The following is a 21,799-nucleotide window of genomic DNA, read 5'->3' as shown; positions in this document are numbered from 1 at the left end:
ATGTCCGAGTTTTTTGTCATTTTCGTCCTGCTTTTGATCAATGCATTTTTTGCTCTCTCGGAAATGGCAATCGTCTCGGCAAGCAAGCCAATGCTTCGCCAGATGGCAAAACAGGGAAATGCCCGCGCCGAAGTGGCGCTGAGGCTCGCTGAAGATCCCGGCAAATTTCTTTCCACCGTACAGGTCGGCATCACGCTCGTCGGCACCTTAGCCGGCGCGTACGGTGGCGCGACAATCGCTGCGAAATTTGCACCGCTGCTCGATGAGGTCGCTTGGATCAATCCTTACGGCAACACGGTTGCCCTCGTACTCGTCGTTACCCTCATCACCTTCCTGTCCGTGGTTATCGGCGAGCTCATTCCGAAGCAGCTGGCACTGAAAAATTCCGAGGCGCTGGCCATGTTCGTCGCGCGCCCGATGCACTTCTTGTCGCGGATCACCGCGCCGGTCGTCTATCTCTTCGAGACCGCAGCGTCGCTTGCCATGCGTCTCCTCGGCATCCGTCCTGACGATCCTGATCATGTGACGGAAGAGGAAGTCCACGCGATCATGGCCGAAGGCGTCGAAAGCGGCGCCATCGAAAAGTCCGAGCACGAGATGCTTCGGCGAATCATCCGCCTCGGCGACCGCAACGTGAAGTCGATCATGACCCACCGGACCGAGGTGAGCTTCATCGACGTCAATGACAGCCTGGAAACGGTCGGTCGCAAGATCGATCAGTTCGGCCATTCCCGCTATCCGGTGGTCGATGGCCCGAGCGGCGACGTTCTCGGCGCGGTTCTCGCCAAGGAAATCCTGAACGCGCCGACCTCCGGTCCGTTCGACGTGCGTAGATACATCAAGGAAATCCACACCTTGCCGGAGACGGCGTCGTGCCTAAAGGCACTGGAAGCCTTCAAGTCGTCAAGCATCAACATGGCGATGATCGTCGACGAATATGGAAGCACTGAGGGCATCATCACCATCGCCGACATTCTCGAGGCGATCGTCGGCGTGCTGCCGTCGAACTACGACGACATCGAGCATGCGTTGATCCGCCAGCGCGAAGACGGAAGCTATCTTGTCGACGGCCGCACGCCGATCGACGAAATCCACCTGACGATCGGCATCGAGGGAATCGACGCCGACGGCAACTTCGAGACCATCGCCGGCTTCCTGGTGCAGCAGTTGCGCAAGACGCCGGAGGAGGGCGATGTCGCGATTGCCCATGGCTACCGCTTCGAAGTGGTCGACATGGATGCACGTCGCATAGACAAGATCCTGGTCAGCCGCTCGGACGAGACGGGCAACTGATCCATGCGCGGCCGGGGGCACCCCCGGCCTGATGCGGCAAGAGCGGTGACTGCCCCATGCGGCCGCTTACATCGTCACAAAGTGCTTCGTCACAAAACGTGAGGGTCCGTGTCACGGCGCTGAATTGGTGGCGCTCTATGACGAGGCCACGTGATCATCGCTGAGATTGTCCGAATAAGGATGATCGAGAGGACCCGCGATGAACGGGAAAAAAGGTCGGGCTCTGCCCGGCCTTTCGCTTTTGCGCTCCCAGAGGTGGCTCGCGCTTGGTTTGCTCAGCGAAGCCTGAGAATGTCGCAGGTTGTGCCCGCAGGCGCTTCGGTGGCGTGCGGCGGGCGCACGATCAGGCAATCCGATTGCGCGAAAACCTTCATCATCGACGAGTCCTGCCGCGAGAAGGGATGGGCGACCAATGTGCCGTCGCTGTCCCTCGTAAGGCGCGCACGCACATAGTCCTGCCTGACGTCGTTGCCCGGAAGCGGGCCTGCAAGCCGCGCGGTCGTTATGCGGTCGCGCGATGGTAAGCGGGCGAGCTTACGGGTCAGCGGCTCGAGGAAGAGCAGGGCGCAGACGAGGCTGGAGACCGGATTGCCCGGCAGGCCCAGCACCGTGGCCGTTGCGAGCTGGCCCACCATGAGCGGCTTTCCCGGCCGCATGGCGATGCGCCAGAAGTCGAGCGTCATGCCGCAGGCAATGAGCGTCGACTGCACCAGGTCATGGTCACCGACCGAAGCGCCGCCGAGCGTGACGATCACGTCGACATCGGCGCCCTGCGCCCGTCTGACCTCGGCACTGATGGCGTCCCGATCGTCGCGGACGATGCCGAGATCGATGACCTCGGCGCCGTTGTCGCGCGCGATCGCCGCGACGCCGAAGCTGTTCGAGGCGATGATTTGATCGTCGCCCGGCTTGTTGCCCGGAGCCACCAGCTCGTCGCCCGTGGCGAGGATTGCGATCCGCGGGCGCTTGAAGACCGGCAGGCTCGCATGGTTCATCCCCGCAGCGAGCGTCAAGCGTCCGGCGTCGAGCACGTCACCCGCCGAAAGTGCCGCTTCGCCGGCGATAAAATCCTGGCCGGCCGTTCGAATATGCCGACCCTTGCCGGGCACGAATTTGGTGCGGATCCGGTTGCCCGGCAACCGCTCGGTATCCTCCTGGATGATCACCGTATCGGCGCCCAATGGCACCGGCGCACCGGTGAAGATGCGCACGGCTTCGCCCGCTTTCATCTCGCCCTTGAAGCCGTGGCCCGCAGCCGATTGGCCGATCACGGTCAGTTCGGCGCCGACGGTCTCAATGTCCCGGTGGCGCACGGCGTAGCCATCCATCGCCGAATTGTCGAAGGCCGGATGTGTGACGCGCGCCGGGATATCCTGAGACAGCACGCGGCCGGGCCCGTCATGGAGACCGACGAGCTCTGTCAATTGCGGTGGCGTGGCGCCGTGTAGGATCCGCTCGAGCGCGTCTTCGACGGACAGCAACGCCATGGCCTCAGTTCCCTTCGCGTCGATAATCGCCGGATCGCCCGCCGGACTTGCTGACCAGCTGGATGCCGCCGATTTCCATCTCGCGATCGGCCGCCTTCGCCATGTCGTAAATCGTAAGGCAGGCGACACTCACGGCCGTCAGCGCCTCCATCTCGACGCCGGTACGTCCCGTCAGCTTGGCAAGCGCCTCGACCCGGAGGCCAGGAAGCGTCGGGTCCGGCGTGATATCGACGGTTACCTTGGTCAGCATCAACGGGTGGCAGAGTGGAATGAGGTTGGCCGTCTGCTTGGCGGCCATGATGCCGGCAAGCCGCGCCGTACCGATGACATCGCCCTTCTTGGCGTCGCCTTCGAGAATGAGTGTCAGCGTTTCGGCCTTCATGCGCACATGGCCTTCGGCGACGGCGATGCGTACTGTCTCGGCCTTGTCGCCGACATCCACCATGTTCGCTTCGCCGCTGCCACCGAGATGCGTGAGCGTCGGCTTGCTCATCACTCGGCCGCCAGCGTGGTCGTAGCGCCGGTCAGGAGCGTGCGCGTTGCCGATTCGACGTCGCTCTTGCGCATCAGGCTCTCGCCGACGAGGAAGGTGGTGATGCCGCTCTTTTCCAGCCGCTGGCAATCCGCATGCGTGAAGATGCCGCTTTCGCCGACGAGCAGACGGTCGGCAGGCACCATGCCCGCGAGCTGCTCGGAAACCGCGAGATCAACCTCGAAGGTCCTGAGGTTGCGGTTGTTGATGCCGACGAGCGGCGAGGTGAGCTTCAGTGCCCGTTCCATCTCTTCGGCGTCGTGCACCTCGATCAGCACGTCCATGCCAAGCTCGAGGGATGCGTCTTCGAGGCGGCGGGCGTCGTCGTCGCTGAGCGAAGCCATGATGAGAAGGATGCAGTCGGCGCCCCAGGCGCGCGCCTCGAACACCTGGTAGGTGTCGAACATGAAGTCCTTGCGCAGCGCCGGCAGGGCGCAGGCCGCACGCGCCGCTTCGAGAAAGGCAGGCGCACCCTGAAAGCTCGGGGCGTCCGTCAGCACCGACAGACAGGCCGCTCCACCGGCTTCATAGGCCCTGGCGAGCGCCGGCGGATCGAAATCCGGGCGGATCAGTCCCTTCGACGGGCTTGCCTTCTTGATTTCGGCGATCAGTCCGAACGTGCCGGCGGCCTTGCGTGCGGCGAGCGCCGCATGAAAGCCGCGCGGGGTGGACTGGTCCGCGATACGCACCTTGAGTTCGTCGAGCGAAACGTGCGACTTGGCAGCCGCGATCTCGTCGCGCTTGTAGGCTTCGATCTTGCGCAGGATATCCGTCATGTGCTGATCCTTCCTCAGGCCGCGTTTGAAACGCTGATCAGGCGCTGCAGCGCGGTCTTCGCGCCGCCGCTTGAAAGCGACTGGCGCGCCAGCGCCATGCCTTCGGTGAGGTCCTTTGCCCGTCCGGCTATCATCAGCGATGCGGCCGCATTGGCAAGGGAAATGTCCCGGTAGGGGTTCTCGGCACCATCGAGCACTGCCTGGAGCGCGACCGCATTGTACGCGCCGTCGCCGCCCTTGAGCGCATCGATCGTCACCGTCTGAAGGCCGAAATCGGCGGGCGTCAGGGTGAAGGTGGAAATCTTGCCGTCCTTGAGTGCTGCGACCTCGGTCGTGCCGGTCGTCGTGATCTCGTCGAGGCCATCGCCGTGAACGACCCAGACATTGTCCGAGCCGAGATCACGCAGCACTTCGGCCAGCGGCTGCACCCATTGCGGCGCGTAGACGCCGACGAGCTGGCGCTTGACGCCTGCGGGGTTGGAAAGCGGACCGAGCAGGTTGAAGATCGTGCGCGTTCCGAGCTCCACCCGCGTCGGGCCGACATGGCGCATGGCGGAATGGTGCTGCTGGGCGAACATGAAGCCGACACCGGCCTCGCGGATGCATTTCGATATGGCGTCCGGACCGATGTCGAGCTTGACGCCGAGGCATGAGAGCGCGTCGGCCGTGCCTGACTTCGAGCTCAGCGCGCGGTTGCCGTGCTTGGCAACAGGCACGCCGGCGCCGGCGACGATCAGCGAGGCAAGAGTCGAGATGTTGTAGGTGCCGGCGCCGTCGCCACCGGTTCCAACGATATCGACCGCATCCGCTGGCGCATCGACCGGCAGCATGCGGGCGCGCATCGCGCCCACCGCGCCGACGATTTCATCGACGGTTTCGCCGCGCACCCGCAATGCCATCAGGAAGCCGCCGATCTGCGACGGCGTTGCGGCACCCGACATGATGATTTCGAAGGCGGCACGTGCGTCTTCGCGGTTCAGCGCCTCGCGGGCGGCGACCTTGGCGACGAATGGCTTCAGATCACTCATCGATGGTTTCCTTGGGCCTATCGTTGCGCAATGGCGGTTTCAGCGAGCGTCTGGTTGATCGAAACGCCGTAGGCGGCCTGCAGCGTGGCGACCATCTGGTCCAGGATGTCCTCGCCGCTGACACGGGCGAGGGCCTCGATCTGGCGGCTGTCGTCCTGCAGCACGTCTGCCGGGCCGGCGGTGTCAACCGAGGTGACCTGCAGGAGGATCTGCCCTTCGCCGCCGATTCCGGGAGCGTTGGTGACGTGGCCGTTCGCGCCGGAGAAGGCGGCAGCGACGGCTGCCGGGCTAAGGGCAGCATCAGCGGTCGCGCGCGTCAGGCCGGCCTTGGTTTCGACGACGAGGCCGAGTTCGGTCGCGACGTCGGCAAGCTTTGCGCCCTGCTCGACGCGCTGCTTCAGTTCGCCGGCCTTCGTGGCAAGTGCTGCGCGCTGCTGCTCAGCCATCCAGTCGGCGCCGATTTCGTCGCGGGCTTCGTCCAGCGTGCGATCGCGCGCCGGGATGACTTCATCGAGGTCGAACCAGACATAGCCTTCGCGGCCGACGTTCACCGGCAGGGTTTCAGCACCGACGTCGGCCTTGAAGACTTCCTGGAGAAGGGCTGCCTGTTCCGGCAGGCCGGCGACGTCATCGCCGTTCTTGTCCTTGCCGGTCGCGTCCACCGCATCGACGGTTACGAGCTTCAGCTTGAGCTGGTCGGCGACTTCCTTGATCGGCGCGCCGGAAGCGCGCTCGTCTTCGATCTTGTCGTGCAGGCGCATGACTTCTTCGCCCGCTGTGGAAAGGGCGATGTCCTTGCGCAGTTCTTCCTTCACTTCGTCAAGGCTGCGGACGGTTTCCGGGCGGATGTTCGTCACGCGCAGGATGACCGGCCCGAAGGCACCGTCGACAACCGGCGTCACGCCGTCGGCCTGAAGTGCGAATGCTGCTTCGCCGATCTTGGCGTCGGGAACGCGATCCCTCGTGAACTCGCCGAGAAGTACGTCGGCAGAAGACTTGCCTTCGGCCTTTACGAGATCGTCGAAGCTGGTGCCGGCAGAGAGCTTTGCCGACGCAGCGTCAGCCGCTTCACGCGACGTGAAGGAGAGCTGTTCGATTGTCCGCGCAGCAGCGCTGCGGAAGCTTTCCTTGCGGCGTTCGTATTCGGCGCGGATCTCGTCGTCGGTGACAACGGTCGGGTCGGCAACGTCAGTCGGCTCGAGCTTCACATAGGTGATCTTGCGATATTCCGGCGCACGGTAGTTCGCCTTGCGGCTGTCGTACCAGGGAGAAAGCACGTCGTCGCCCGGCACCTTGACCGGATCGATATTGGCGTTCGAGAGCAGCAGGTAATCGATCGTGCGCTTCTCGTGCCGGTAGGCGCCGATCGCGTCGGTGAGAACCTTCGGAGCGACATAGCCGTCAGACAGCGCGTCGACGATCTGCGAGCGGATCGCCGTCTGGCTCTGGCTATTGATGTAATCCTGTTCGCGCAGGCCCGCATTGCGCAGCACGCTCGAGAACGTCAGTCGGTCGAACTGGCCGTTGACGCTGTGGAATGCCGGATCGTCGGCGATCAGTTTTGCGAGCCGATCCTGCGACAGGCCGAGATTCATGTCGTTGGCGAGTTGGTCGAGAGCCGCGCCGGCGACGATCTGCGAGTAGACCCGCTGCTCGATGCCGAAGGCACGTGCCTGCTGCGGCGTCAGCCGCGTGCCGAGCTGGCGGGAAGCCTGTGCCAGCATGGTCTCGTAGGCGAGCCGGAATTCCGGTGGCTTGACCTTGACGTCACCGACGACCACCACCGCATCCGACTGGTTCGTCATCGTCAACGATGAGCCGCCCCACACCATGAACGACAGAACGAGAACGATTAGCAGGCCTTTGACGACCCAGGTCTGGGCGGCGCTTCTCAGAAATTCGAGCATGGGGGCAGAAACCTCGTTGCAATGCGGTGGCCATCGGCCAAACGAATTCGTTCCTTAAAACAAACGAAACAGGAAATGAAGGGTTGTTTGCCGCAAATTGCGCCCATGCAACGGGATCGGCCGCCCGGAGCAACCGTCTGGTTTTCAATGGCTGCCGCGACAGCTGCGCGAGCTGCCTGGATGAGGCGGGCGGCGTCCGTCGATCGGACCGGCGCGGGTGACCAACTCGATGTCGGATTCGTTAGCCGGCAACCGAAAATTATCTGTCACATTGGCTCGAACATGCCGCGGTTCTGTGGTTCTGTTGCAGGGGCGGAGCGATTCTTTGGAGCTTCCGCGGGAAAGATTCCATGCAGTCGACAATCGTGATGGTAAACCTGTTTGGAGCAGTGGCACTGCTTCTCTTCGGCCTGTCCCTCGTCAAGGACGGGGTGACCCGTGCCTTCGGGGCTCGGCTGCGCGCCGGCCTTGCCCAGGGAACCGACGGCTCTCTCCGTTCCTTCGTGACCGGACTTGTCGCGACGCTTGCGCTGCAAAGTTCCACGGCCACCGCATTGATGACCGCATCCTTCGTGGAAAAGGGGCTCATCCGCTCGCGCATGGCGCAGATCGTGCTGCTTGGCGCCAATCTCGGCACGGCGATGACGGCCTGGATCGTGGCGACCGGAATAGAATGGCTGTCGCCGCTCGTCATTCTCATCGGCGTGGTCTTGCACCGCGCAAGCCGGTCGAACGCGCGCCAGGGTCTGGGTGCTGCTTTCGTTGGCATCGGCCTCATGCTCCTGTCGTTACATCTTTTGGGCGCGGCGACGGAGCCGATGCGTGACAGTCCGGCCCTTGGGGCCTTCCTCTCGATGCTCGACAGCGCCTGGCCCGTAGCGCTTCTCATTGCCGCGGGACTTGCCTTTGCGTCGTCGTCCAGTCTGGCTGTGGTGATGCTGGTGCTGTCACTCTCGACGACGGGCATCCTCAGCGTCGGGTTGACGGTGGCACTCGTGCTTGGCGCCAATCTCGGTGGCGCCGTTCCGCCTGTCATGGCAACGCTCGGTTCCGCCCCGTCGGCGCGCCGCGTCACCATAGGCAACCTTGTCGTTCGCGCCATTGGCTGCCTGATCGCGCTTCCGCTGACAGGCATGAGCGTGGAGTTTCTGCAGAGCCTGCCGCTGCCGCGCCAGAACCTGCCGGTCGACATTCATCTGGCCTTCAACCTCGCGGTCGCCATTCTTGCCTGGCCCTTTGCCGGTTTGCTGTCGCAGCTGATGGCCCGGTTCATTCCGGATGGAGAGGCCGAGGAAACCGGCCCGCGTTATCTCGATGAGACGACGCTGAATACGCCGGTCATGGCGCTTTCGGGAGCCACCCGCGAGGTCTTGCGCGTCGGCGATCTGGTCGAGGCGATGCTGATGCGTGCCGCGAACGCCTTCAACAACAATGACCTCTCGGATATTCGCGATATCGGCAAGTTCGAAAAACAGGTCGATCAGCTGCAGCAGGAGGTCAAGATCTTCCTGTCGCGCTTGGGCCGCGATGGCCTGAGCGCCGAAGACGGCCGCCGCTCGATCGTCATCATCGACTACGCCATCAATCTCGAGCATATGGGCGACATCATCGAGAAGGGGCTGTGCGAGCAGATCACCAAGAAGGTCAGTAACGGCCTGAAGTTCTCGGAGGAGGGCTATCAGGAGCTCAAGAGCCTCTTCAACCTGACGATCGACAATCTGCGAGTCGCCCAGACCATCTTCGTCACCCGCAATGCCGATCTCGCCAAGCAGCTCATCGAGGTGAAGGTCAACGTGCGTCACATGGAGAAACGCTCGGCGGAGCGCCATATCGAGCGGCTGCGCGACGGGCTGGTCCAGAGCCTGCAGACGAGCTCCCTGCATCTCGACATGCTCCGGGATCTGAAGCGCGTCAACGCGCATATCGCTTCCGTCGCCTATCCCATCCTTGAGGAAAATGGGCTGTTGAGCGAGAGCCGCTTGCGGCCGGGCGCCTAGCGTCGCGTCGATCAGCCGCCGGTGTTGGCAGCGGGCTTCAGGCTGTTTCGGACAAAGGCGTCGTAGCAGCTTGTCAGCGTGATCCGGCTGTGAGCCGTTTCAAGGCTCGGCAGATAAAGCGACAGCAGCGTCTGGTTGACATTGGTCACCGGGCAGGTCGGCACCAGCGCGACGTCGACCGCATCGAGGGCGGCGCGAACATTTTCATCCGGCGGCGGAATGGCGCGGAAGGGATCTGCGCCGATCGCGACATGCAGCGGGGCACTGCGGTCCATCAGCCACGGAAAGGGATTGGTGAAGTCGACGTTGAAGATCGTCCGGAAGCGTACGCCGCTCGAAGCCTCGTAGGCCGTCAACGCGTCGATCGCTTCGTCGACATTCATCAGCCATCCCGTCTGAAAATCGAAGTCGCTGTAGAGCAGGAACGACGGCAACTCGCCAGTTTTGGCGAAGGCGTCGAATGCGGGACGCTCGGTCGCGTAGAGGATGCGCAGACGCTCGGCGCGCAGTGCCAGGATGGGCCGTACATTGACGGCGCCCATGGTTTTGAGGTTGCGGCTTTCCAACGGCACGTTGTTGACAGCCCCGATCCATGCGCGGGTGCTTTTTTGCACGACGGCTGTGGCCGGCGGCAGGGCTGCCGCGAGGGCGAGAACAGCGACGGCAACTGCGACAGGCCGTGTTTTGGCGGCTGCGACCTCATCGATCGCGAGCTTGAGGAGCAGCGGCAGCAGGAAGATGAACGCCTGACTGCCGGTGTTCTGGCTCTCAAAGACGATACCGGCAAGAACGAAGGCTGCAAGCCAGAAAAACGGCTGGTCGAAACTTCGGCAGAGAGCCGCCATTGACGGGCCTTTTCCAAGCTGGCGCAGCGACTGGGCGAAGGGCGCAAGCTGCGTGCCGAGGAGCACCAGGCACAGCAATCCCGCCGGGATCAGCAGACCGGCATTGAGGGAGGCGGCCTGCAGCAGCCGCGGCAGCAAGCTGCCGTCATTGACGGAAAGCAGCGCCAGGATATCGGCAAGATAGGCAGAGACGCCGCCGCGGGCGAGTTCGACGCTCGCAAGGATGGCGATGACCACGAGCCCCGCCATGATAGCCGACCGGAACGGCAGGCGCCCCGCAGCAAAGGCCATGAGGCACATGAGCGTGCCGGCAACCGCGCCGGTGATCTTGACGAAGAACAGTGCCGCCATGGCGCCGGCGACCGTCGCGACGAGCAGCCGACGATCGCGTACGTGGACAAGTGCGGCTGCGAGTACATAGAGAAGCTGGCAGACCTGGCGGTTGTAGATGCCGAAACCGTCGGACCCGGGATAGGGGTAGAAGTCGCCGGTGTTGAACGGCAGCACCGAAAACACCAGGAACGGCAGCAGGATCGCATAGGCGACTGCCGTCGAACGTTTCTGGACATCGGTGACCACCAGCGCGATCAGCGGCCCACTGACGAGAAGCAGGCACCAGCTCGCCAGGAGCAGCGGCTGGCCGTTCGGAAAGATGCCCTGCAGGGCGGCGAAGAGATAGTAGCCGAGGGCGCCGACGGGGGTGAAGAAATCGACCGACGGGATCTGGCCGTCGCGGATACGATTGGCGGCATCGAGATAGAGATAGTGGTCCCAGAACATCGGACCGATCGGCTGCGGGATCGTGAAGCTGAGCAGAACCGCGAGCACACCGAGCACAAGGGCAAGCAACAGAAGCGGAGATCGCGCGAGAGGAATGACCGCGCCGGTAGACTTTGCCGGTGTGTCGATGTCAGTGCGGCTGTGCATTGCGGCTTGATCCCCCGAAGGAGCGATGCACCCGCACGGTTTTGCTGACACAGGCTCCGCGCCTTCTTATGTCATCATCCGGTTTTAAGCCGGTTAATGCGACGTGATTGTGAGAATTATGCTTCTCGCAATATGTTGCTGCTAGCACCGCGCCGAATCGAAAGGCGATTTTGTACTTGAGCCGATTCCGATCTAAGGAATTGTGCAGTGGGCGTGAGCCTGGAAGAGACCAAGGAGAGATATATGGAACGGACGTGCCTGGCCATCGTTTTGGCTGCGGGTGAAAGCACGCGGATGAAATCGTCCATGTCGAAGGTGCTGCATCCGGTGGCGGGCCGGCCGATGATCGCCCACGTCGTCGAGGCGCTCTCAAACGCTTCCATCTCGGATATCGCTCTCGTCGTCGGCCGCGACGCCGACGCGGTCTCGGCTGCCGCCGACATCGGCGGCGTGTCGGTTTCGTCCTATCTGCAGAAGGAACGGCTCGGCACCGGCCATGCGGTGCTTGCTGCCCGCGACGCCATCGCAAAGGGGTTCGACGACATTCTCGTCGTTTTCGGCGACACGCCGCTGATCCAGCCTGAACCACTTCGGGCCGCTCGCGAGGGACTTGCGGCCGGCAACGATGTGGTGGTGATCGGCTTCGAGGCGGCAGACCCGTCGGGCTACGGCCGCCTGATCGTAAAGGACGGCGCGCTGCTCGCCATTCGCGAGCACAAGGACGCAACGGAAGAAGAGCGCCGCATCACCTATTGCAACGGCGGCCTGATGGCGATCGACGGTCGCAAGGCACTCGATCTTCTCGGCCGCATCGGTAACGCCAACGTCAAGGGCGAGTATTACCTGACCGACCTCGTGGAGATCGTCCGCGAGATCGGTGGGCAGGCGATTGCCGTCGAGGCCCCCGAAGAAGAACTGACTGGCTGCAACACGCGCGCCGAGCTCGCCTTCATCGAGCGGCTTTGGCAGCAGCGCCGCCGCCACGAGCTGATGCTGTCGGGCGTATCGATGATCGCGCCGGAAACCGTGTTTCTCGCCTGGGATACCGCGCTGGAGCAGGATGTCCTGGTCGAGCCGAATGTCGTCTTCGGCCCGGGCGTGCGCGTCGAGAGCGGCGCGATCATTCATGCCTTCTCGCATGTCGAGGGTGCGACGGTGCGCGCCGGCGCGACGGTCGGTCCGTACGCACGCCTGCGCCCGGGTGCCGATCTCGGCGAAAACTCCAAGGTCGGCAATTTCTGCGAGGTCAAGAAGGCTGAGATCGGCGCCGGCGCCAAGGTCAATCACCTGACGTATATCGGCGATGCGTTCGTCGGCGCAGGCACCAACATCGGCGCCGGCACGATCACCTGCAATTACGATGGTGTGAACAAGCACGAGACGCGGATCGGCGAAAATGCCTTTATCGGCTCGAACTCGTCTCTGGTTGCGCCGGTGACGATCGGCAACGGCGCCCTGGTCGCCTCCGGCAGCGTCATCACCGAGGATGTGCCGGCCGACGCCGTCGCCTTTGGCCGCGCACGCCAGGAGATCAAGCCTGGCCGGGCACGGCTGCTGCGCGAGCGGTACGAGGCGGTGAAGGCAGCCAAGAAGGCGGCGAAGGCTGCCGGTTAGGCCCGTGGTGCCCGCGTGTCCGCGGGTTCGCCTCGGATTTGCTGCATGTCGCTTGATTCCGCTAGGATTCGCGGGAACATGCGGCGGCGTTAAACATTGAAATCGAAAGTGAAATCGGGGCGGATTGCCTCGACCTGCAAATGCTTTACCAAGACAGCGCGCCGGGCGGCATTTCCGCCCTCGTTGAACAGGGGCGCCGATCGCGGCGCGGGGACGAATTCGGAGACGACTATGTGCGGTATTGTAGGCATCGTTGGCAACCAGCCGGTATCGGAACGACTGGTCGATGCGCTGAAGCGCTTGGAATACCGCGGTTATGATTCCGCCGGTGTCGCCACCGTCATTGGCGGCAAGCTGGAGCGGCGGCGCGCCGAGGGCAAGCTCGTCAATCTGGAGATCAGGCTGCGCGAAGAGCCGCTCGCCGGCACGATCGGCATTGCCCACACGCGCTGGGCAACCCATGGCGCGCCGACCGAACGCAACGCCCACCCGCATTTCACCGACGGGGTCGCCGTCGTCCACAACGGCATCATTGAGAACTTCGCCGAGCTGAAGGACGAACTGATCGCCAGTGGCGCAAAGTTCGAGACCGACACCGACACCGAGGTTGTGGCCCATCTGCTCTCCAAGTTCCGTCGCGAAGGCCTCGGCCGGCGCGAAGCCATGCACGCGATGCTGAAGCGCGTCACCGGTGCCTATGCGCTGGCGGTGCTCTTCCAGGACGATCCTTCGACGATCATGGCGGCGCGTAACGGCCCGCCGCTTGCGATCGGTCACGGCCGCGGCGAAATGTTCCTCGGCTCCGACGCGATCGCGCTTGCGCCCTTCACCAACGAGATCACCTATCTGATCGATGGCGACTGGGCGGTGATCGGGGCGAACGGCGTGCATATCTTCGACCTCGACGGTAACGTCGTCGACCGGCCGAAGCAGCTGTCTACGGCCGCCGCCTACATGATCGACAAGGGCAACCACCGGCACTTCATGGAGAAGGAGATCTATGAGCAGCCGGAGGTGATCGCGCACGCGCTCAGCCACTACATCGATTTTGCCGGCAACCGCATCAAGGCGCTCTCAGGCACGATCGATTTCGCCAAGATTCCGAGCCTTGCGATTTCCGCCTGCGGCACCGCCTATCTCGCAGGCCTCGTCGGCAAGTACTGGTTTGAGCGTTACGCGCGCCTGCCGGTGGAAATCGACGTCGCGTCCGAGTTCCGCTACCGCGAGATCCCGCTGCCTTCCGAGGCGGCCGCGTTGTTCATCTCTCAATCCGGCGAAACCGCTGATACGCTGGCGTCGCTGCGCTATTGCAAGGAACTTGGCCTGAAGATCGGTGCCGTGGTCAACACGCGTGAATCGACCATCGCGCGTGAATCCGATGCGGTCTTTCCGATCCTTGCCGGCCCGGAAATCGGTGTCGCCTCGACCAAGGCCTTCACCTGCCAGCTCGCAGTGCTGGCGTCGCTCGCGATCGGTGCCGGTCGCGCCCGCGGCATGGTGAGTGCTGAGGAAGAGCAGGTCTTGGTTCGCTATCTCGCGGAAATGCCGCGCATCATGGGGCAGGTGCTGAACGCCGTTCAGCCGAAGATCGAGCTTCTTTCGCGCGAGCTGTCGAAGTGCCGCGACGTTCTCTACCTCGGCCGCGGCACCAGCTTCCCGCTGGCGATGGAGGGGGCGCTCAAGCTCAAGGAGATCTCCTATATCCATGCGGAAGGTTATGCCGCCGGCGAACTGAAGCATGGACCGATCGCGCTGATTGACGAGAACATGCCGGTTATCGTCATCGCGCCGCACGACCGCTTCTACGAGAAGACCGTTTCCAACATGCAGGAAGTCGCGGCCCGCGGCGGCCGGATCATTCTCATCACCGACGAGAAGGGCGCCGCCGCCTCGAAGCTCGAGACCATGGCGACGATCGTGTTGCCTGATGTCGATGAGGTCATCGCGCCGATGATCTTCTCGCTGCCGATCCAGCTCCTTGCCTATCACACGGCGGTGTTCATGGGCACCGACGTCGACCAGCCCCGCAACCTCGCCAAATCGGTGACCGTCGAATGATCTATGTCCGGCACGAGCGCCCCGGCGACGAAGCGGTGATACATGCCGTGACCGCGGCCGCCTTCGAAGGGCATCCGCACAGCGACCAGAGCGAACCCTTCATCATCGAGCGACTGCGTGAGTCCGGTGCGCTGAGTGTGTCGCTGGTCGCCGAGATGAACGAGGAAGTCGTCGGGCACATCGCCTTTTCGCCCGTCACTCTGACGCCGGAAGAGCCCGGCTGGTTCGGGCTTGGGCCGGTCTCGGTCAAGCCGGACGTTCAGGCCCAGGGCATCGGCCGGCAGCTGATCCTCGAGGGGCTCGAATGGCTGCGGGCGGAAGGGGCCGCCGGCTGCGTTGTCGTCGGTGATCCGGCCTTGTATCAAAAGTTCGGTTTCCGTAACGAATCGGCTCTTGTATTCCCCGGTTGTGCGCCGCAATATTTCATGGCGCTGGCTCTCTCCGGCGCGATGGCGGCCGGTACGGTCGCCTATCATCCGGCCTTCGGCGTCGAGTGAGGTTGAGACGGAAGAAGCATGACGGAACATTCGAAACGCGGCTATATCGGCACCCGGCTGCGCAACTACTTCCTGACGGGTTTGATCATCTGCGCACCGGTCGCGATCACCGTCTGGCTCGTGCGCACCTTCATCGACTGGGCCGACGGTTGGGTGAAGCCCTACCTGCCGAACTTCTATAATCCGGACACCTATTCGCCCGTGGCCATTCCCGGCTTCGGTCTGCTCGTCGCCATTTTCGTGATCACCTTCGTCGGTTTCATGACCGCAAACCTCGTCGGTCGGTCGATCGTGAATTTCGCCGAGTCGCTCCTCAATCGGACGCCTCTCGTCCGCACGATCTACAAGTCCACCAAGCAGATATTCCAGACGGTGCTGCAGGAACAGTCCTCCTCCTTCAAGAAGGCCGGGCTGATCGAGTATCCGAGCCCGGGCATCTGGTCGCTGGTGTTCATCGCAACGGATGTGAAAGGCGAGATCGCCTCGAAATTCAAGGAACGCGGCATGGACATGGTCGCGGTCTTCCTGCCGCCGACCCCGATCCCGACGGCGGGGTTCCTGCTGTTCATCCCGCGCGACAAGATCATCCCGCTTGACATGAGCGCGGAGGACGCGGCGAAGCTCCTGATCTCGGGGGGCCTCGTGACGCCCGACCAGAAGCCGCTCGCCAATGCACCTTTGAAAATCGGTCAGCAGAAGACTGAGATTCCCGTATCTTGATGCCGGGCCGCCGTGATCGTCGGTTTGGCAGGGTGGTCGGTCAGCCGGCGCGCAGGAAGCGGATCGCCTCATCGCGGCGGTAGAGATAGAGCAGCGTACGGAGCGCTTCGCCGCGCTCCGAAGTGAGGTCCGGATCGCGCTCGATCACGTAGGCGGCGTCCTTCCGCGCGATTTCGAGCAGATCGCCGTGGGCCTCCAGGCTGGCGATGCGAAAACCGGGCGTGCCTGACTGGCGCGTGCCGAGCAACTCGCCTTCGCCGCGCAGCTTCAGGTCTTCCTCGGCGATCAGGAAGCCGTCCTCGCTGTCGCGCAGGATCGAGAGCCGCGCGCGGCCGGTTTCGCCGAGCGGTCCCTTGTAGAGCAGGATGCACGTCGATGCCTCGTCGCCACGGCCGACGCGGCCGCGCAACTGGTGAAGCTGGGCAAGGCCGAAGCGTTCCGCATGCTCGATCACCATGATTGTTGCGTCGGGCACGTCGACGCCGACTTCCACGACTGTTGTCGCAACCAGCAGGCGGACCTCGCCGTTCTTGAAGGCGAGCATGACGGCGTCCTTCTCCGCCCCGTTCATACGGCCGTGTACCAGGCCGACATTGTTGCCGAAGCGCTTGGCGAGGCCTTCGTATCGTTCTTCGGCCGACATGACGTCGACGGCTTCGGACTCTTCCACGAGCGGGCAGATCCAATAGGCCTTCTTGCCTTCGCGAAGGGCAGCGTCGAGCCGATCGACGATGTCGCCAACGCGCTCCGTCGGGATCGTCACCGTCTGGATCGGCTTGCGTCCGGCGGGCTTTTCCGTGAGCTTCGAAACGTCCATGTCGCCGAAGGCGGCAAGCACCAGCGTGCGCGGGATCGGCGTTGCCGTCATGACCAGCATATGCGGCGAGATGCCCTTGGCGGTCAGGCGCAGGCGCTGGTGAACGCCGAAGCGATGCTGTTCGTCCACCACCGCCAGTGTCAGCTCCTTGTAGCTCACCGTGTCCTGGAAAAGCGCATGCGTGCCGATCACCATGCGCGTTTCTCCGGACGCGATGCGCTCGAGAATGGCGTCGCGCTCCTTGCCCTTGGTGCGGCCGGTCAAAACGTCGATGGCGATGCCGGCGGGTGCGGCCATCCTTGCAAGCGTCGCATGGTGCTGGCGGGCGAGAATTTCGGTCGGCGCCATCAGCACCGCCTGACCGCCGGATTCGACGGCGGCGAGCATCGCCATCAGTGCCACCATCGTCTTGCCGGAGCCGACATCGCCTTGCAGCAGCCGGAGCATGCGCTCGGTGCCGGCCATGTCCTTCAGGATGTCGGCGATCGCCGTCGACTGACTGGCTGTCAAGGAAAAGGGAAGGGCGTCGATGACCGGACGGGAAAGCACACCGGTCGCGTGAACCGGTACTCCCGCGACCTTGCGCAGGCGCTGGCGAACGAGAGCCAGGGACAATTGCCCGGCGAGAAACTCGTCATAGGCGAGGCGGCGGCGGGCAGGTGCCTGCGGATCAAGGTCGGTCGCGTCGCGGGGATCATGCAGCGCGCGGAAACTTTCGGCTGCGGTGCTGAAACCTTGTCGCGTCTGCAGCGCGTCGTCCATCCATTCGGGCATGTCCGGAACGCGGGCGACGGCGGCCTCGATCGATTTCCGCAATATCCGGGGTGAAAGTCCTGCTGTCAGCCCGTAGACCGGCTCGACCAGCGGCAGGTTTTCCGCCTCGCTTGCCCGAACCGCATAGTCAGGGTGAACCATGGACGGGCGGCCGTTGAACCAGTCGACCTTGCCGCTGACGATGACAGTCTCATCGACCGGCAGCGATTTTTCCAGCCAGTTGCCCTTGACGCGGAAGTAGGTGAGCGCCAGCTCCCCGGTCTCGTCATGCAGGAAGACGCGATAGGGCAGGTTGGGCTTTCCGCGCGGGGGCGGCTGGTGGCGATCGACCCGACCGGTGATGGTGACGATAACCCCTTGAGGCGCGTGGGCGATGCCAGGCTGTTGGCGCCGGTCGATCAACGAATGCGGCGGGTGAAAAACGAGATCGACCACGCGGCAGTCTTCGATCGTCTCGCGACCGAGCAAACGGGCATAGAGTTCGCCGATCTTCGGGCCGATGCCTGGAAGCGTGTCGAGCGGGGAGAAGAGCGGATCTAGCAGGGCGGGGCGCATGGCGATGAAATTGCGATGATAATTCGGGCTTTGGCAAGGCTGACAATCGGCTATTCAGAGTTTATAGAGCCGTTGACGACAAACCGTACCCCAAAGGCCTCGCGCGTTCGTCCGAGCGTGCAGGCGTCATCGCGGGCGGCAGGAAGGAATTTCCCATGACCGGCATCTCTCGCACCAGCGCCGATCTCGATCCGCGTCGACGGCGGATCCTGTTTCGCGCCTGGCATCGCGGCATTCGCGAGATGGATTTGATCCTCGGGCAATTTGCAGAGGCTGAGCTCTCGACGCTTTCTGAAGCACAACTCGATGAACTCGAGACGATCATGGGCGAGGAAGACAACGATCTCGTCAAGTGGATCATCGGCGAACAGCCGGTGCCGGCTTGCTATCAGACGCAGATGTTTCAGCGCATCGCTGCCTATCGTCCGGATTTCGACAAGCTTCCCGAAGGGATGAAATAGACCGATGATGCTGGCTGGCCTTGATCCGAAGAAGATTGTCGAAGCACAGCAAGAGATCACGATCGGGCCGGTGCCCTCCGGGGCCGAGGCGCTGATCCTTGCTGAGCTCGCCCGCGCCGGCCAGCCGGTCGCCTACATTCTATCGGACGGCCAGCGGATCGCCGATCTTGAGCAGGTCCTCTCATTCGTCGCGCCCGACATTCCGGTGCTGACGCTTCCCGGCTGGGACTGCCTTCCCTATGACCGCGTCTCGCCGAGCGCCGACACGTCGGCACGGCGGCTGGCGGCGCTGAGCGCCTTGATTGCGCACAAGAAGAAGCCGCATGCGGCGATCGTGCTGGTGACGGTCAACGCCGCCCTCCAGAAGATCTCGCCGCAGGACGTGATCCAAAGCCTGGCGTTTTCGGCCCGTCCGGGCAATCAGGTGCGTATGGACGACATCGCGATGCGGCTGGAGCGCAACGGCTTCGAGCGTGTCGCGACCGTGCGTGAGGTTGGCGAATACGCAGTGCGCGGCGGCATCCTCGATGTCTTCGTGCCGGGGAGCGGCGAGCCGCTGCGCCTTGATTTCTTCGGCGATACGCTCGAAACAATCCGCTCGTTCGATCCTGCAAGTCAGCGCACGACCGGTCAGGTCCGCTCCCTCGATCTCAATCCGATGAGCGAGGTGTCGCTGACGCCCGAAACGATCAGCCATTTCCGCAAGCACTACCTGTCGCTGTTCGGCGCGACGACCCGCGACGACGCGCTTTACCAGGCTGTCTCCGAAGGCCGGCGCTATGCCGGCATGGAGCATTGGCTGCCGCTGTTCTATGACGGGCTGGAGACAGTCTTCGACTATCTCGACGGCTTCCGTATCGTCACCGATCATCTGGCGCGCGAAGCTGCGGCTGAGCGCTCGAAGCTCATTCTCGACTATTACGACGCCCGTTTGGCCTCGGCGTCTCCGGGCAAGGCGCAGGCCACCCAGGGTACGCCCTACAAGCCGGTTCCGCCGGAGCTGCTCTATCTGAGCTCGCAGGGCTTCAACGCCGGCCTGAGCTCACGCGACGCCATTCGCCTGTCGCCCTTCAACGAGCACGAGGGCGAGGCCCGCCAAGTCATCTCGGTCGATGCGCGCCAGGGCATGCGTTGGGCGAAGTCGGCGGGTGAGGGCGAAGCCGAAGACGAACGCGTCAACGTCTTCGACCAGGCGGTCAAGTACATCGCCGAGCGGCGCTCGAAGGGCGCCAAGGTGGTGATTTCAGGCTGGAGCGAAGGATCGCTCGATCGCCTGCTCCAGGTTCTCGCCGAACACGGTCTCGGCAACGTCAAGCCCATCAAGGCACTCGCCGAGATCAAGTCGCTGAAGCCGGGCGAGGCGGCCTCGGCCGTGCTCAGCATCGAAGCCGGTTTCGAGACGGGCGATCTCGTCATCATCGGCGAACAGGATATTCTGGGCGACCGCATGGTCCGCCGCTCGAAGCGGCGCAAGCGCGGCGCCGACTTCATCGCCGAGGTGGCTGGTCTCGACGAGGGCAGCTATGTCGTGCACGCCGAACACGGCATCGGCCGTTTCGTCGGCCTGCGCACCATCGAGGCGGTCGGCGCCCCGCATGATTGCCTCGAGCTCGTCTATGCCGACGATGCCAAGCTGTTCCTGCCGGTCGAAAACATCGAGCTTCTGTCGCGCTACGGTTCAGAAGGCACCGATGCGATCCTCGACAAGCTCGGCGGCGTCGCCTGGCAGGCGCGCAAGGCCAAGCTCAAGAAGCGGCTGCTCGATATGGCGGGCGGCCTCATTCGCATCGCCGCCGAACGCCATACGCGCCGGGCGCCGGTGCTCGCCGCACAGGACGGCGTCTATGATGAGTTTGCCGCTCGCTTCCCCTATGACGAGACCGAAGACCAGCTGAACTCGATCGAGGCGGTGCGGGAAGATCTCGGCAGCGGCCGTCCGATGGACCGCCTCGTCTGCGGCGACGTCGGCTTCGGCAAGACGGAAGTGGCGCTTCGTGCCGCCTTCATCGCTGCCATGAACGGCGTACAGGTCGCGGTCGTCGTGCCGACGACGCTGCTTGCCCGCCAGCACTTCAAGACCTTTTCCGAACGGTTCCGTGGGCTGCCGATCCGCATCCAGCAGGCGTCGCGCCTCGTCGGTTCCAAGGAACTGGCGCTGACGAAGAAGGAAGTGGCCGATGGCAAGACCGATGTCGTCGTCGGTACGCATGCGCTGCTCGGCACGTCGGTCAACTTTGCCAATCTCGGCCTCTTGATCATCGACGAAGAGCAGCACTTCGGCGTCAAGCACAAGGAGCGGCTGAAGGAGCTGAAGTCCGACGTGCACGTGTTGACGCTTTCGGCGACGCCGATCCCGCGCACGCTGCAGCTTGCCCTGACCGGGGTGCGTGAACTGTCGCTGATCACGACGCCACCGGTCGACCGCATGGCGGTGCGCACCTTCATCTCGCCCTTCGATGCGCTGGTGATCCGGGAAACGCTGATGCGCGAGCACTATCGCGGCGGCCAGAGCTTCTATGTCTGCCCGCGTCTGAGCGACTTGTCGGAGATCCATGATTTCCTGAAATCGGACGTTCCGGAGCTGAAGGTAGCCGTCGCCCACGGCCAGATGCCGGCAACCGAGCTCGAAGACATCATGAACGCCTTCTATGACGGCCGTTACGATGTGCTGCTGTCGACGACGATCGTCGAATCCGGTCTCGACGTACCGACGGCCAACACGCTGATCGTGCACCGCGCCGACATGTTCGGTCTCGCCCAGCTCTACCAGCTTCGCGGCCGCGTCGGACGCTCGAAGGTGCGCGCCTTTGCGCTGTTCACGCTGCCGGTCAACAAGACGCTGACGGGCATGGCCGAACGCCGGCTGAAGGTACTGCAGTCGCTCGACACGCTTGGCGCCGGTTTCCAGCTCGCAAGTCACGACCTCGATATCCGCGGCGCTGGCAACCTGCTCGGCGAGGAACAGTCGGGCCATATCAAGGAGGTTGGCTTCGAGCTTTACCAGCAGATGCTCGAGGAAGCGGTCGCCGAACTCAAGGGCGAGGAAGAAATCCACGACACCGGCTGGTCGCCGCAGATTTCGGTCGGAACGCCCGTCATGATCCCGGAACACTACGTTCCGGATCTGCATCTGAGGCTCGGCCTTTATCGTCGTCTCGGCGAACTGACGGACTTGAAGGAGATCGACGGCTTCGGCGCCGAGATGATCGACCGCTTCGGTCCGCTGCCGATCGAGGTCCAGCATCTCTTGAAGATCGTCTACATCAAGTCGCTCTGCCGCACGGCGAATGTCGAGAAGCTCGATGCCGGGCCGAAGGGCGTCGTCGTGCAGTTCCGCAACAAGGAATTCCCGAACCCTGCGGCACTCGTCGGCTACATCGCCAAGCAGGGCACGCTTTCGAAGATCCGGCCCGACCAGAGCATCTTCTTCCAGCGCGAACTGGCGACGCCGGAGAGGCGCCTGTCCGGTGCAGCAATGGTGATGACGCAACTCGCCGGCCTGGCGAAGTAA

At 63.5% G+C, this 21,799-nt stretch carries 15 protein-coding genes; 8 read left to right on the top strand and 7 right to left on the bottom strand.

Annotated features, from left to right (window positions below; translation table 11 throughout):
- Window positions 1–1,293, top strand: coding sequence for a hemolysin family protein (locus IB263_RS22710; protein WP_034790998.1), 1,293 nt, complete (start codon window positions 1–3; stop codon window positions 1,291–1,293).
- Window positions 1,294–1,568: 275 nt separating this feature from the next.
- Here the strand turns inward: IB263_RS22710 and glp are convergent, their stop codons facing one another.
- The 5 genes from glp to IB263_RS22685 are packed head-to-tail and all read right to left on the bottom strand — an operon-like array spanning window position 1,569 to window position 7,023.
- The gene (gene glp / locus IB263_RS22705) at window positions 1,569–2,780 is read right to left on the bottom strand and encodes a gephyrin-like molybdotransferase Glp (protein WP_192439039.1); all 1,212 of its coding nucleotides are present in this window, start codon (window positions 2,778–2,780) and stop codon (window positions 1,569–1,571) included.
- A gap of 4 nt (window positions 2,781–2,784) precedes the next feature.
- A complete protein-coding gene (gene moaC, locus IB263_RS22700; protein WP_134886980.1) occupies window positions 2,785–3,273 on the bottom strand; it encodes a cyclic pyranopterin monophosphate synthase MoaC in 489 nt (162 codons plus the stop codon).
- A complete protein-coding gene (gene trpC / locus IB263_RS22695; RefSeq protein ID WP_134886981.1) occupies window positions 3,273–4,088 on the bottom strand; it encodes an indole-3-glycerol phosphate synthase TrpC in 816 nt (271 codons plus the stop codon). The genes moaC and trpC overlap by 1 nt, the downstream gene beginning before the upstream one ends.
- Window positions 4,089–4,102: 14 nt before the next feature.
- Complete coding sequence (trpD, locus tag IB263_RS22690; protein ID WP_113080771.1) at window positions 4,103–5,116, bottom strand: anthranilate phosphoribosyltransferase; 1,014 nt, start codon at window positions 5,114–5,116, stop codon at window positions 4,103–4,105.
- 17 nt (window positions 5,117–5,133) lie between these two features.
- The gene (locus IB263_RS22685) at window positions 5,134–7,023 is read right to left on the bottom strand and encodes a peptidylprolyl isomerase (protein WP_090295578.1); all 1,890 of its coding nucleotides are present in this window, start codon (window positions 7,021–7,023) and stop codon (window positions 5,134–5,136) included.
- Between the two features lie 350 nt (window positions 7,024–7,373).
- Here IB263_RS22685 and IB263_RS22680 point away from each other — a divergent pair, with 350 nt between their 5' ends.
- Window positions 7,374–9,020, top strand: a complete 1,647-nt coding sequence (locus tag IB263_RS22680) for a Na/Pi cotransporter family protein (protein ID WP_034791009.1) — start codon at window positions 7,374–7,376, stop codon at window positions 9,018–9,020.
- 11 nt (window positions 9,021–9,031) lie between these two features.
- Here IB263_RS22680 and IB263_RS22675 read toward each other — a convergent pair whose 3' ends face one another.
- Window positions 9,032–10,792 carry a hypothetical protein gene (locus tag IB263_RS22675; protein WP_090295576.1) on the bottom strand — a complete coding sequence of 587 codons (1,761 nt, stop codon included), beginning with the start codon at window positions 10,790–10,792 and terminating at the stop codon, window positions 9,032–9,034.
- A gap of 243 nt (window positions 10,793–11,035) precedes the next feature.
- On the opposite strand from IB263_RS22675, the gene glmU reads away from it, so the two are divergent.
- From glmU to IB263_RS22655, 4 genes are all read left to right on the top strand, one after another.
- Window positions 11,036–12,406: a bifunctional UDP-N-acetylglucosamine diphosphorylase/glucosamine-1-phosphate N-acetyltransferase GlmU gene (gene glmU / locus IB263_RS22670; RefSeq protein ID WP_034791013.1), complete on the top strand. Its 1,371-nt coding sequence runs from the start codon at window positions 11,036–11,038 to the stop codon at window positions 12,404–12,406.
- A 231-nt stretch (window positions 12,407–12,637) separates the two neighbouring features.
- Window positions 12,638–14,464, top strand: a complete 1,827-nt coding sequence (gene glmS / locus IB263_RS22665) for a glutamine--fructose-6-phosphate transaminase (isomerizing) (protein ID WP_192439038.1) — start codon at window positions 12,638–12,640, stop codon at window positions 14,462–14,464.
- Window positions 14,464–14,961: a GNAT family N-acetyltransferase gene (locus tag IB263_RS22660; protein ID WP_034791382.1), complete on the top strand. Its 498-nt coding sequence runs from the start codon at window positions 14,464–14,466 to the stop codon at window positions 14,959–14,961. The genes glmS and IB263_RS22660 overlap by 1 nt, the downstream gene beginning before the upstream one ends.
- An 18-nt stretch (window positions 14,962–14,979) precedes the next feature.
- A complete protein-coding gene (locus IB263_RS22655; protein WP_034791018.1) occupies window positions 14,980–15,681 on the top strand; it encodes a DUF502 domain-containing protein in 702 nt (233 codons plus the stop codon).
- Window positions 15,682–15,721: 40 nt separating this feature from the next.
- On the opposite strand, the gene recG is transcribed toward IB263_RS22655, so the two are convergent.
- Window positions 15,722–17,827: an ATP-dependent DNA helicase RecG gene (recG, locus tag IB263_RS22650; RefSeq protein ID WP_192439037.1), complete on the bottom strand. Its 2,106-nt coding sequence runs from the start codon at window positions 17,825–17,827 to the stop codon at window positions 15,722–15,724.
- A gap of 155 nt (window positions 17,828–17,982) precedes the next feature.
- Between recG and IB263_RS22645 the strand changes: the two genes are divergently transcribed.
- A complete protein-coding gene (locus IB263_RS22645; protein WP_034791024.1) occupies window positions 17,983–18,288 on the top strand; it encodes a succinate dehydrogenase assembly factor 2 in 306 nt (101 codons plus the stop codon).
- 7 nt (window positions 18,289–18,295) lie between these two features.
- Window positions 18,296–21,799: a transcription-repair coupling factor gene (gene mfd, locus IB263_RS22640; protein ID WP_192439119.1), complete on the top strand. Its 3,504-nt coding sequence runs from the start codon at window positions 18,296–18,298 to the stop codon at window positions 21,797–21,799.

It is taken from the genome of Ensifer sp. ENS03, assembly GCF_014852035.1.
GTDB classification, from domain to species: Bacteria; Pseudomonadota; Alphaproteobacteria; order Rhizobiales; family Rhizobiaceae; genus Ensifer; species Ensifer adhaerens.
The sequence above is the reverse complement of the archived record's forward strand: the minus strand, read 5'-3'. Positions and strand labels throughout refer to the sequence as shown.

Excerpts from the sequence above, each read along its gene's own strand:
- IB263_RS22710 (WP_034790998.1), top strand. The coding sequence starts at position 1 with ATGTCCGAGTTTTTTGTCATTTTCGTCCTGCTTTTGATCAATGCATTT.
- glp (WP_192439039.1), bottom strand. The coding sequence starts at position 2,780 with ATGGCGTTGCTGTCCGTCGAAGACGCGCTCGAGCGGATCCTACACGGC.
- moaC (WP_134886980.1), bottom strand. The coding sequence starts at position 3,273 with ATGAGCAAGCCGACGCTCACGCATCTCGGTGGCAGCGGCGAAGCGAAC.
- trpC (WP_134886981.1), bottom strand. The coding sequence starts at position 4,088 with ATGACGGATATCCTGCGCAAGATCGAAGCCTACAAGCGCGACGAGATC.
- trpD (WP_113080771.1), bottom strand. The coding sequence starts at position 5,116 with ATGAGTGATCTGAAGCCATTCGTCGCCAAGGTCGCCGCCCGCGAGGCG.
- IB263_RS22685 (WP_090295578.1), bottom strand. The coding sequence starts at position 7,023 with ATGCTCGAATTTCTGAGAAGCGCCGCCCAGACCTGGGTCGTCAAAGGC.
- IB263_RS22680 (WP_034791009.1), top strand. The coding sequence starts at position 7,374 with ATGCAGTCGACAATCGTGATGGTAAACCTGTTTGGAGCAGTGGCACTG.
- IB263_RS22675 (WP_090295576.1), bottom strand. The coding sequence starts at position 10,792 with ATGCACAGCCGCACTGACATCGACACACCGGCAAAGTCTACCGGCGCG.
- glmU (WP_034791013.1), top strand. The coding sequence starts at position 11,036 with ATGGAACGGACGTGCCTGGCCATCGTTTTGGCTGCGGGTGAAAGCACG.
- glmS (WP_192439038.1), top strand. The coding sequence starts at position 12,638 with ATGTGCGGTATTGTAGGCATCGTTGGCAACCAGCCGGTATCGGAACGA.
- IB263_RS22655 (WP_034791018.1), top strand. The coding sequence starts at position 14,980 with ATGACGGAACATTCGAAACGCGGCTATATCGGCACCCGGCTGCGCAAC.
- recG (WP_192439037.1), bottom strand. The coding sequence starts at position 17,827 with ATGCGCCCCGCCCTGCTAGATCCGCTCTTCTCCCCGCTCGACACGCTT.
- IB263_RS22645 (WP_034791024.1), top strand. The coding sequence starts at position 17,983 with ATGACCGGCATCTCTCGCACCAGCGCCGATCTCGATCCGCGTCGACGG.
- mfd (WP_192439119.1), top strand. The coding sequence starts at position 18,296 with ATGCTGGCTGGCCTTGATCCGAAGAAGATTGTCGAAGCACAGCAAGAG.